Annotated in this window: 9 protein-coding genes; 5 read left to right on the top strand and 4 right to left on the bottom strand. The window is 38.9% G+C overall.

Annotation, left to right across the window (positions count from 1 at the left end; translation table 11 throughout):
* Nucleotides 1-6: 6 nt before the first annotated feature.
* From DVR12_RS01480 to DVR12_RS27520, 3 genes are all read left to right on the top strand, one after another.
* Entirely contained in the window at nucleotides 7-903 is an 897-nt protein-coding gene (locus DVR12_RS01480; protein WP_116973680.1) for a DUF4382 domain-containing protein, read from the top strand.
* A gap of 98 nt (nucleotides 904-1,001) precedes the next feature.
* Nucleotides 1,002-1,601: a toxin-antitoxin system YwqK family antitoxin gene (locus DVR12_RS01485; RefSeq protein ID WP_116973681.1), complete on the top strand. Its 600-nt coding sequence runs from the start codon at nucleotides 1,002-1,004 to the stop codon at nucleotides 1,599-1,601.
* A gap of 164 nt (nucleotides 1,602-1,765) precedes the next feature.
* Nucleotides 1,766-1,918 carry a hypothetical protein gene (locus DVR12_RS27520; RefSeq protein ID WP_158563178.1) on the top strand — a complete coding sequence of 51 codons (153 nt, stop codon included), beginning with the start codon at nucleotides 1,766-1,768 and terminating at the stop codon, nucleotides 1,916-1,918.
* Between the two features lie 1,523 nt (nucleotides 1,919-3,441).
* Here DVR12_RS27520 and DVR12_RS01495 read toward each other — a convergent pair.
* Both DVR12_RS01495 and DVR12_RS01500 read right to left on the bottom strand, forming a co-directional pair.
* Nucleotides 3,442-5,838 (bottom strand): glycoside hydrolase family 31 protein, encoded by a 2,397-nt coding sequence (locus tag DVR12_RS01495; protein WP_116973683.1) that lies wholly within the window; start codon nucleotides 5,836-5,838, stop codon nucleotides 3,442-3,444.
* A 231-nt stretch (nucleotides 5,839-6,069) separates the two neighbouring features.
* Entirely contained in the window at nucleotides 6,070-7,143 is a 1,074-nt protein-coding gene (locus DVR12_RS01500) for a beta propeller repeat protein (protein ID WP_116973684.1), read from the bottom strand.
* A gap of 109 nt (nucleotides 7,144-7,252) precedes the next feature.
* Here DVR12_RS01500 and DVR12_RS01505 point away from each other — a divergent pair, with 109 nt between their 5' ends.
* Together DVR12_RS01505 and DVR12_RS01510 are read left to right on the top strand one after the other, a co-directional pair.
* Nucleotides 7,253-10,378 (top strand): ligand-binding sensor domain-containing protein, encoded by a 3,126-nt coding sequence (locus DVR12_RS01505; protein WP_116973685.1) that lies wholly within the window; start codon nucleotides 7,253-7,255, stop codon nucleotides 10,376-10,378.
* Nucleotides 10,379-10,464: 86 nt separating this feature from the next.
* Nucleotides 10,465-11,097, top strand: a complete 633-nt coding sequence (locus DVR12_RS01510) for a response regulator transcription factor (protein ID WP_225889514.1) — start codon at nucleotides 10,465-10,467, stop codon at nucleotides 11,095-11,097.
* Nucleotides 11,098-11,392: 295 nt separating this feature from the next.
* Here the strand turns inward: DVR12_RS01510 and DVR12_RS27525 are convergent, their stop codons facing one another.
* Together DVR12_RS27525 and DVR12_RS01515 are read right to left on the bottom strand one after the other, a co-directional pair.
* On the bottom strand, nucleotides 11,393-11,542 hold the full coding sequence (locus DVR12_RS27525) for a hypothetical protein (RefSeq protein ID WP_158563179.1): 150 nt from the start codon (nucleotides 11,540-11,542) through the stop codon (nucleotides 11,393-11,395).
* A 159-nt stretch (nucleotides 11,543-11,701) separates the two neighbouring features.
* Nucleotides 11,702-12,202: a MepB family protein gene (locus DVR12_RS01515; RefSeq protein ID WP_116973686.1), complete on the bottom strand. Its 501-nt coding sequence runs from the start codon at nucleotides 12,200-12,202 to the stop codon at nucleotides 11,702-11,704.
* Between the last annotated feature and the right edge of the window lie 178 nt (nucleotides 12,203-12,380).

Raw genomic sequence — 12,380 nt, forward strand, 5'->3', positions numbered from 1 at the left:
TAATTTATGAAAAACTTTCTCCGTAAACCGGTGACTGTCATTGCAATGCTTGTAGTTGCAACACTGGTATTCATGGAAGCATGTAAGAAAGACAATTCTGCTTCCCCCGACCCCATTCCTGCTAATAAACAAAGAGTGAACCTCTATCTTTCAGATGATCCTGGCTATTTCGACAAGGTGCTTTTGGATATCCGTAAAGTTGAAGTATTAGTGGATACTTGCGGAGGAAAGGACGATAATTGGGATGATAAGGATCGTTGCTGGTGGGATGAAGATCATGATCGCGACCGTAAAGACACTTGTCAGGTATGGGATTCATTGAGTATTCATCCGGGAGTATACGATTTGTTGACTTTACGTAACGGCTCAGACACATTATTAGCAGGCGGTAACGTTACAAAAGGAACAATGAAACAAATTCGCATTACTATCGGAAATCAAAATTCTCTGGTAAAAGAAGGAGTGACTTATCCGCTGAAATCGATAGCCGGACAATCTAAAATCATTGTACGGGTACGTCACAACGAATGGGATCAATTAGATGCAGATAATCTGCAATTATGGTTGGACTTTGACATTCAACGTTCGATTATTAAAGTATGGAACAATCAGTTTGTGTTAAAACCATTCATTAATGTATTTACGGTATTGAAGATGGGAAGTATATCCGGTAAGGTTACACCATGGGAAGCCTATCCGATTATTTCTATTTACAATACAAGCAAGGATACTTTATATGCAATGCCATGGAGAAATGGTGAGTATAAAGTGCGTGGTCTGAAAGTTGGAGATTGGAGTGTATTTGTAAATGCATCCAATGGATATAAAGACACTACTATTACTGGTGTGAAAGTAGAGAGAGGAAAAGATACTAAGATACCGGATATTAAACTGCACAAGTAGTTAACCTCGGCATAATAACAACAGCCTCCTGGGAAACCGGGAGGCTGTTGTTATTTTTATATGATTAAAATATTTAAATTGTGATTAAAGAAATTAATATGAAGAAACTGATAGTCGGAATACTTAGTTTAATAATCGGGGGGCAGTTAATGGGGCAGCAGTTGAAAGTGAACCAGCGTGATGCGCAAAAAAGGAAGCAGGGGCCATGGATAGAGGAAGTTGGAGAAGTAAGAGGAGAGCCAGGTTATTCCTGGGAAGGAACTTATAAGAACGATCGTAAGGAAGGAGTATGGAAGAAGACTTCCCTGGCTGGCAATCTGATTGCAGAAGAAACGTATCGCAATAATGTGTTGGATGGATATTGCAAGTATTATTTATCCAGTGGCAAATTGATGGAAGAAGGAGCATATTTAGCAACGGAGATTGATGGGCAACGCGATACGATTATGGTAATTGACCCGGTTACGAATGCAGAAACGCCAACGGAGATTATTCGTAAGGGTAATTCTGTACGCAATGGAGTTTGGAAAGTTTTTGATGAGGATCTGGGAAAGATGGTGAAGCAATATTATAAGCGTGGGGAAGTAGTGACGCCGGAGGAATTAGGGGATAGTTCGGCGCCTGTGGAGGCACCAGTTAAAAAGCCGGCGATGCAGCTGCCACATGAGGCTTCAGGCAAATCGAAAAAGAAAGGTTAGGCTGGAAATTTAAAAATGAACAGGAAGGAGGGGAAAATGAATGAAATCTATTTGTCCTTTTCTGCTTTTTTTTTGTAATTTCATAAAACAAGTTTATCAACCCATATTCCTATAGTTAACCAATTGAGTATTAATCTCTAAATCCTTATTTAACTTGTTTTAGCATGAAGAGCCTGATTATTGACCAAGAAAATTCACAGGAATTACAGGGTATTGAATATACTACCGACAAGATGGAAATCCTTTTCAGGGGTATTTTCATTTTCCTGGTATTTTGTGCACTGACCTCCATCTTTTTTCTGTCGGTTTTCTATTAAGATTATTATATAACGCTTAGGCATAAACAATTAACGCTGTCGTGTTGCTTGTACTTTGTTACAATGCATTCGCGACGGCGTTTTGACTTTGTTGGCGTAGTGGGGGATTTAGCGAGAGAGTCGTCGATCGACTTTTTTTGAGAAGATTGATATAAAATTTATTGGCGTTTTGAATTAAGTAATTGGTTTTCAATAGTCGTCGATCTCCAGGGGATTTTAGGTTATTAATGATCGACGACTTGTACGGCTTATTTTGAGAGTTGAGTTGGTGGAGGAACGAGGGTTTAGCGAGAGAGAAGTGACGGGGAATAATCAAAGCATGATGCGATGGAAATTACTTCATCATCAAGGCACGAACCTTGATTTTTTTGGAATAATCGAAGCATGATGCGATGGAAATAGGGGATGGGGAATTTGTGATTGATCCAGTAAAGACGGAATAATCGAAGCATGATGCGATGAAAATGATTTTGCCAAAAAGATGCTAGAGTAAAAAAGTACGGGAATAATCGAAGCATGATGCGATGGAAATCAGCATAAACGGAAAGAGATAAATACCACCATTTTAGGAATAATCGAAGCATGGTGCGATGGAAATGGCTATGTTTTAGGGCTTTGTCTTTCTTTAATAAATGGAATAATCGAAGTATGATGCGATGGAAATTTGCAGTCTTGGTGTCGGGTATGCTTGCCGCACGGGGAATAATCGAAGCATGGTGCGATGGAAATTTGCAGGAATATAAACAACGGACGGGAACGACTCGCGGAATAATCGAAGCATAATGCGATGGAAATGAGGTAACAAAATTACATCGTTACGGCGGAGTACAGGGAATAATCGATGCGTGGTGCGGTGGAAAATTATAGCATTCATTTTTTTTGGATCAATAATACTCCAGGATAATCGAAGCATAAAGCGATGGAAATATTACTATATTGATAACTTTCGGAGTGATGATTCTTGGGATAATCGAAGCTTGACGCGATGGAAATCGTTATCTCTATGAGATACCTACCAAAATTTTCAGAGGGATATTTGATGCATCGTGTTATGGAAATAAGGTAAGTATTGAAGTCGGTCCACTGTGGTTTAATCGAAGCAAGATGCAATGGAAACAATCCAGCAGCCAAAAATCCCGCGTCATTTTACTCGAAGTATTGCGCAATAGAATATCAAACAACAGCATAAATTTCCCGAACCTGTTTTTATCCCACTGCCCCTAAAATTACTTCTCTTTAAATCAATAAGTTGCTTAATCAATTTAGCAGCATTTTTAAATACTGCTAAATTGATTTTGTATTCTGAAACCCTTTACAGTAAAAGGTTGTAGCGTTTTATAGAATCGAATCGATAATGTGAAAGTCTTAATTGAATGTTAAGAGTTTGTTCATTTTATTCATTGTCTTCAGGCATTTTGTTTAGTCCGTTTCACCTACTAATTTTGATACTCTAAAGTTGGCATAGGTTATGAAACCGGCGCGAGATCTCTATCTGTAGTGCCTTTCCTTTTTCCCTCTGACAACTAACTTCTACTAATCTGAAGTATCTCAAAATTCCTTGGAACAACAAATGTAACCGTACCATCCGCTCCCGCTGAATCCAACTTCATCGGCTTTCCATCTACCAACACTGTCTTTCCCGAAAATGGTAATCCATGTAACACAATACGATAATTACTGTAAGCTGTCTCATAATTAATATAACACTGCTTCTTCAAATAAAACTGATCCTTATCCGAACGCTGCTTAAAGCATATGATATTATATTGCCCGTTTTTGTAGCCATAATGATCTCCCGCATCTTCATACAAAATACTTCTCACTACTTCTTCCCCAAAATAAACATCCAACAACATCTCCGTTACCGGCGTCTCATGTGTATACTGCATTACAGGATATTGCGGCAATACCGCCCCTGCCTTTACAAATAAAGGCATTTCATCCAATGGTGTCTTTACTGTAACATCATCTTTTCCTGTATATAACTGATCATTCCAGAAATAATACCATTTACCTTCCGGTAAATAAATACTCTTCTCCGTCATTCCCTTTTCACTTACATGACTTAACAACAACGAATCGCCAAACATAAATTCATGCGTGCAATTATAAGTAGCTTCATCATTTTGCGCAACAAATGCCAAAGGCCTCAACATCGGCGTTCCATAGGTAGCATATTGCCAGAAGGTACTGTACAAATAAGGTATCAACCTATATCGCAGATTAATAAACTTTGTAACCACCTTTTCATATTCGGTTCCAAAGCTCCATGGCTCCTGGTTAAAACCTGTTTCATTACTCGCACTATGTGTACGCATCAGCGGATGAAACACTGCAAGCTGTATCCATCTGGTATATAATTCTCCGTCCGGTTCTCCAATAAATCCGCCTATATCGCTTCCGGTAAAAGAAATCCCGGATACTGCCAGCCGCTGACATTGCACACTCGCCAGCCATAAATGTTCCCAGCTCGAAACGTTATCACCTGTCCAAACAGAAGACCAACGCTGCGCCCCGGAATAACAAGACCTGGTAATCAGGAACGAGCGATTAGGCATCAGATATTTCTTCATCCCCGCTGCCGTTGCCTTACTCATCAAATGCCCGTAAATATTGTGTGCCTTACGATGGCTTACTTCTTCTCCGTCATAGTCGTGCCGCACATCTTCAGGAAATGATCCCATTTCAAAAACCGCTGGTTCGTTCATATCATTCCAAACGCCCCTTACTCCAACTTCCGCCAGGCTTTTAAATAAACTGCTCCACCAATCCCTGACAACCGGATTCGTAAAGTCGGGAAACACACATTTACCCGGCCAAACATCCCCTTCCATCAGCGCACCATCTGCACGCTTACAGAAATAGTTATTTTTTAATCCTTCCTGATATACTTTATAATCCGGGTCCACTTTAATCCCCGGGTCAATTATCACCACTACTTTAAAGCCTTCTGCTGCCAGATCCCTTATCAGACCTACCGGATCGGGAAACCATTCCTTGTTCCAGGTAAAGCAACGGAAACCCTCCATGTAATCAATGTCGAGGTAAATCACATCGCAGGGGATCTGACGTTTTCTAAACTCTTTGGCTATTTCCCTGACACGGGTATCCGGATAGTAGCTCCATCTGCACTGGTGATAGCCCAAGGCCCATAATGGAGGCAATTCCGGTGTACCGGTCACTGTAGTATACGCCCGGGCAACATCCAACAAATCCGGCCCATAAATGAAGTAGTAATTCATTTCTCCGCCCCTGGCCCAGAAACTGCATACATCGGTGCGTTCTTTACCAAAATCGAAAATGGTACGGAAGGTATTGTCAAAGAAAATTCCATATCCCTTCCCATGATGTAATCCATAATAAAAAGGAATGTTTCTGTATAATGGATCAGTATCTTTCTGAAAACCATAGGCATCGGTACCATAGTTCTCTAGTCGCTTCCCTCTTAGATTTAACTCTGTTGGCTTATCACCCAGTCCGTAAAAACATTCGTTTTCCTGAATAAGCTTACTACAGTATTGAATTTTTCCTCCCTTCAATAAATAGTGCTGCCAGTGATACCCCATTTCATCCTGGTTGATCACATGACCTTCCGTATCTGTAATGGTAATCCGGAGATTGTCGCGGGCAATAAATATCTTAAGGGCATCTGTATAAATCTCAAAGGTTTCTTCCCATTCCTTTATCCCAAAAGTAATCGGAGATTCTTCCAGCGTATCGCTGGTTGCATAAGAGAAATCGCGTTGAAAAGTGCCTTCTGCGGCATATCGGAAACGAATAATCTTATCAGCAATAACCCTAACCTCCAATGTAGTTTCAGAGGTCCAGAAACTAAAATAATTACCTTCTTTTTTCCATTCCCGGATCCCATCCGGGTAATGTTTTACACCATATTTACTTGACGAGGTTTCAACTTGCATAATCTCTATTTCTAAACCTGGTATTAACAACCATGGTCTTAAATTACATAAAAAATTACAGTAGTGTATTCATTTCAGCGTTAGACTAAGATAATCTTACGTTTACGATCTAAATCGTTTAACTGGCAAAAAATAATACAATTTGAAATTTTTACTTATTAACTTCAGCTTATTAATATACTTTTTGCTTTAACCTATTTAATGGTGCACCTTTCCAGGAGCACCTTTTTCTTAATATAAAGAAATCTCTAATCTGGCTACTTTGCTTCCAACCAAATAAACAGCCGTTCCATTTCTGGCTTTCGCCACTGCATTATAACCTTCCCCGATCCTACGCCAGTTTCTTCCTCCGTCTTCAGATATATCCGTTCCATTCGTTCCGGTGCTAATTAACAGTTTATCAGTCAAATAAGCAACACATGACCTGTATCCGCCCGGTCCTTTCCCGGCTGCCTTCCAGGTTTTACCTCCATCTTCCGTAAGTATGCAATTTTCTTTTTCAAACCCTGGCTGCTGGTAATCCCCTCCAACAATAATACCTCTGTGCTGGTCATAAAACGCAACTGAAAAGGCACCTTTCGTACTGCTTCCCTGAATCAGTGGTAGCGTGTAGGCTTTCCAGTTAGTTTCTTTTATCCAGAAACGGGAAACTGAACCGCCTGTTACAAAACAAGGCTTTTTGTCTGGCCTGATAATCAGACTGGTGCCGCTGGCTGCAAAAATCGCTTCTCCCTCCCTGGCTTCAGGAAGTAGTTGCGCTTTATCACGTTTCCAGCTATTTCCCTTGTTTTGTGTCTGAATGACAATAAATTTCCCATCTATCGGATCTCCAATAGCTATTCCTTGTCGCTGATCCATAAATTGTAGTCCATCGAAGAAGATCCCTGAAGTTGTATCCAGGTGTTTTTCTTGCCAGTTGCGGCCTCCATCGATCGTGGCATAAATATGTGCCGGGCTTCCGGCATTTAGAACAATAGCGCTTTTATCGTCGAATGCATATAATGATCTCCAATCACAGCTGTCACATGCTCCTATTTTATTCCATTCCCAGGTATTTCCTCCGTCGGTGCTTCTGCCTACCTGGCTTCCTGTTCCGGAAGCCCAAAGTACTGAATCATTAACCACACTTATTCCCCTGAGGCTTTTGGCAGGTGGGGCAGGTAAAGTTTTTATACTGTATTCCTGTGCTAAAACAGGAAATTTTGACAAAATCAGGAAAAACAACAAGCTTACTGTTATGCTTTTTTTCTTCATAAAAAACGGCCACCGTAGCGCAATCAGGAAGTCCGAACCAGAGTATATCATTTAAATTCAATTTATTAAAGGGAAGAAAATTACAAAATTGTAACAAAGTGTGAGCTAGATTTATATATTTGCAAGATTACCAAGACCTGCGTTTAATTACTAAAACATAGTGCGTCAACTGTCGTCAATTATACTGTTTGTCCTGTGCTGCTATTGGAGTATCTTCTCCGGGAAAGTAAGCGCACAGGAAAAGCCATATATTTTTGACAGCTACAGCGTAAATGAAGGGCTCTCTCAAAGTACGGTCTTCGATATTATGCGCGATGATCAGGGCTTTATGTGGATCGCCACCCGCGATGGGATCAACCGCTTCGATGGTTACACTTTCAATGAATACAGATATAAACCCAGCTCTCTTTTTAAAGCCGGGGAAGGAATGGGAGAATTGGTACCAAGGGGGAGCACAGGTGACAGAGCTGTAATCAATCGGTTCGACCTGAAAGGATACAAGGGATATTTATTTTATAAAGATTCCAGACACCAGTTGTTAGTGACCCATAATAATGGAATCAGTCTGTATAATAAATACAGAAACAGCTTTCAGACACTACTCGAAGATACCTCCAACGTTAGCGCTCAGGAGCGTGATAATAATGTCAAATATTCAATTCTGGGAGAAGATTTGCCAACCAATACATTATGGGTTTGGCGCCCAATGAAGGGAATATATGTATTGGACGAAAGTTCATATGCCGTTAAAAGAATCATTTTATACCCTACACAATTCTATAAAAACGGTAATTTACCAACAGAAGTAATAAAGGATGGGAGCAATATTTGGATGAACGGAGGGGTAGGTGAATTGTTTGTCCTGAATACCAAAACGCTTAAACTTACTTCCTACTGTATTCCGGGCATTGGTGAAAAACCTTTACTGAGAAGTCTGAACAAGGATTCGCTTATTATCGTCAGCACCGGACATATCATTATTTTCAATAAACAGCGGAATAAGTTTACTGACCTTGTTGTTAATGTGGTAAATGAAAGGAATGAACCCTTTGAGCCGGCTGTTTCGGAAATCGATCAATATGGTAATGTTTGGATTGGAGGAAGTGATGGTATTTTGATCTATAACATAGCAAGAAATGAGATAATAAGGCATATTGTAAGCTTTAATACATTTGAAACACGCTCATTCAATAATGTCAGTTGCCTGTATAGAGATAGCTCCGATAATATGTGGGTGGGAACTGATGGGGATGGATTAAAAAAATATAGTCCGCATAAGAAAGTCTTCAATCTCTACAGATCTCCGTATATCACTCATAATATGGTTCAGTCTGTATACAAGCATGATGACGGAAAGCTTTATGTAGGATTGATGCGTGATGGGCTAAATGTTTATGAAGACGGAGGCCGGTTTTTGGAGAGAATATCAAATGAATTGTATCCGGGCAAATTTCCGGCGAATGATCTTGGTGCTATTTGCAGGGAAAATGCCGATAATCTTTGGCTACACTTTACCAATATGCATATTGGCTTATTCAATGTGCAAACCAAAGCTTTTCAGGATCTTACATACAAAATAAAGGCACTGGGGTTACCAGTTCAGCGGGCACCTTTTCCTTTTCTATTTAAGAGAACAAATGGAGAACTGTATTTTAATTACGGAGGATATTTATTACAGTTCGAGGGAACAGAAAGAGGGTATGAAGTAAAAATAGTGCATGAATTTGCGAATGAGTTGCTAACCTGCTATTTTGAAGATTTTCTGGGTAACCAGTATGTGGGCACCAAATCGGCATTATATGTAAAGAATGCGTATGAGAGCAGGTGGAAACTGATTTCCTTACCTCCGGGAACTACCGTAAAATCAATCAATAAAAATGCCCATAAAGACCTGTTGGTGGCAACCAATAAAGGTTTATTTGTAATCGACGCATCAAATCATATCAAGCAGCATTACAATAGTTATGATAATCCCAAATTGATCAATGACTATATGTATGGGGTGTTGTTAGATGATAAAGATAAAATTTGGGTGAGTCACAATAAGGGGATATCACAGATTAATCCGTTAACAGGAGAGATTACCACTTATAATTATGAAGACGGGCTTCAATCAAATGAGTTTAATACCGGAGCATATCATAAATCGATAGACGGAGAGCTGTTTTTTGGCGGAATAAGAGGAGTTAATGGGTTTTATCCAAAAAATTTCCGCGACAATTTATCTAATAGTAAGGTGGTTATCAGGCGAATGGAAGTGCTGGACAAACCGTATGAATCTGATACCGCCATTTCTTTGCTTAAAAAAGTAGTACTACCATATAATCAGAATACTATTGCAATTGAATTTGTTCCACTGGAATTTACCAATCCTTTAAAAAATAAGGTGCAGTATAAACTGGAAGGTGCAGATGAAGATTGGGTGCAGGCAGGTACATTCAGGATGGCACGTTATACCAACCTGCATCCGGGGAGCTACACATTTAAGGTGAGAGGATCAAATAACGATGATATTTGGAGCGCAGCACCAACTACGCTTGAAATTGTGATAAAAATTCCTTTCTGGCAATCGTTGTGGTTCCGGTTCTTACTTTTATTGCTTTTGTTGGGGATAGCATATTATTTCTCTACTTTGTATCTCGATTATAAGATCAGACATGAGAAGCTGAAACTGGAGAAAGAGCAGGCTGTAGATCAGGAAAGAGCAAGGATTTCCAGTGATATGCATGATGATTTGGGATCGGGATTATCAACCATCCGATTATTAAGTGAAGTAGCCAAGCGAAAAATTAAAGATCCGGCTCAAACCAGGGAAGTTGAAAGAATTTCTGAGACGGCAGGAGAGATGGTCGATAAAATGAGCGAGATTATTTGGGCAATGAGCTCTGCCAATGATAGCTTGGCTAACCTGATCGCCTATATGAGAAGTTTTGCAGCCGAGTTTTTGGAACATGCACACATTACACATCAGTTTTATATCCCGGAAACAATTCCGAATATTAAATTAAGCGGTGGAACAAGAAGAAATATTTATCTCGCAGTTAAAGAGTCTTTGCACAATGTGGTAAAACATGCAAAAGCAACAGAGGTGATTGTAGAGGTAAAAGTTCATAAGAATATGACTATCATGATTAAAGACAATGGAAAAGGCTTCGATCAGGAGAAAGTAAGATTATTTGGTAACGGATTGAAAAATATTCAGAAAAGAATGATGTCGGTGGGAGGAAATGCTGATATAACGTCTAACAACGGTACAATAGTTTTTCTCGATATCCCGCTAAATTAGCATACATTTGTTGATCGTAACATTTAAGTGTTATAATTCCTTTTAAAAACATGACGGTATACTCTAAGAAAAAGTCCCAGGATCATATGGACACAATTACTATTGCTATTGTGGAGGATAACCATGACATCCGTACAGCGATGGAATTGCTCATTAATGGTTCTGATGGTTATGCTTGTGTAGGGACTTTTAACAATGCGGAAACCGCCGTGGAGCAAATCCCTCAATTGATGCCGAACGTGGTGCTGATGGATTTTAATTTACCAGGCGGGATGAATGGGATTGAATGTATTGCCCAGTTGAAAAGAGAACATCCGGATATGCAGTTTATGATGCTGACGGTTTATGAAGATGATGATAAAATCTTCATGGCATTGGAAGCCGGTGCAAGCGGATACATTCTGAAAAAAACTTCCCCGGGCGAATTACTGGAGGCAATACGTGATCTCTATGATGGAGGATCTCCTATGAGTTCCCAGATTGCCAGAAGGGTCGTTGCGTTTTTCCAGAAACAGGCAAAACCAAATCCTGCTTTAGAAGCATTAACTGCGAGAGAGAAAGAAATTTTAGATCAGTTATCCAAAGGTTATCTCTATAAAGAAATAGCGAGCAACCTCTTTATCAGTATCGAAACTGTTAGACGTCACGTTCATAATATCTACGAAAAGCTCCATGTTCGTAGCAGAACTGATGCCGTAAATAAATATTACAACCGATAAAAATAGTTAAGGGATTTTGACTACCAGAAATTTACAGAAACAGAAGTGTATTCTTAATCTGAAAATTTCTGATAGTCTAAATCCCTAAGCTTTTTTTGGTTTTGATAACAAATGCACAGATAATACAACAGCAGCAATTAATAAGCATGCAAGTTTGAAAAATATACCGGTTTTCATAAGATAGGTGTTTTCGGTTAATAGAATAATATCTTTCACAATCGAACATAACACTCCCTTACAGCCTTAATTACCAGTCTGTTGTCTCTTTTACAATAAAAATGAATGAGCGTGCAGGTTATCTTAGCATCTGCCAGGAATCAAATTTCCTGATCAATCTAAGAAACTTATTACCAATGTTATTTTCCTGCTCTTTTTTGATAAGATATGAAGCTACAATTGCTCCAAGTAATACGGCAGTAATAAAGATTAGAAATAGTATTTTCATAAGGACATAGGTTAGGTTTTCAGATAGTTGACTTAACGTAAATATAATGATTTTTTTGATATAAAAGTTTTTATAGATGTTTTTTTAAATATTTTTCGGGTTGATTGATCGAGTTTTGATTAGTATGTTGATTTGCAAATAATTAGATGCTTTTGCCTCTTAAATACGACTAATAATCGATTTAAACTTTTGAAAATTAATAGCTGCCGGATTACTTAAATCAATGAAATAATTTGTTTGCCACTCTTTAGTTTTTTCTGCTTGTTTATTTTCAGGAATATCCCAATCGGTGTAAACTCTGAAACCTCTTTTTCCCTCTTTATCGTTTGTTGTTAGTATTTGTTTCTCACTTAAGATTTGCTTCGGAAAAAGGAAGAATCCAAATTGGTTTTGAAGCGCTGCAGCGATGATATAAAAATCAAAATCATCATTCACGTTAAATGGTTCCGTTATTTTGGAGGCATTTCTTTTCCATAAGGTCACAAACTGTCCTACCTTCTTAGGGGTGATTTTTGCTTTTCTGAATTTTATTTGAAGATTTTCAAGTTGAAAGTTGAATCCAAAGTATTCCTCACATTCCAGGTCTTCAATCAGGTTTGAAATTTTCAGGTTGTTTACCTGAAATATTGAATTATCTATTCGGCTTAATACTTCATTCATTGTCTGGAGGAAATTGTGTGAACGAAATTAGCAACTTTTACATCCGGAACTCTCTAATAGAACATATTCCGTCTTTAATTGGTATTTTCAATGTTGAATAGCAGCGCTATCTTTTAATATGTATGTTAGTTCTTCAAAATAATACTTATAAAAGCCCCAAAAAAAGCAACCTCAAGCG

This window comes from Chitinophaga silvatica, from assembly GCF_003419895.1.
GTDB classification, from domain to species: domain Bacteria; phylum Bacteroidota; class Bacteroidia; order Chitinophagales; family Chitinophagaceae; genus Chitinophaga; species Chitinophaga silvatica.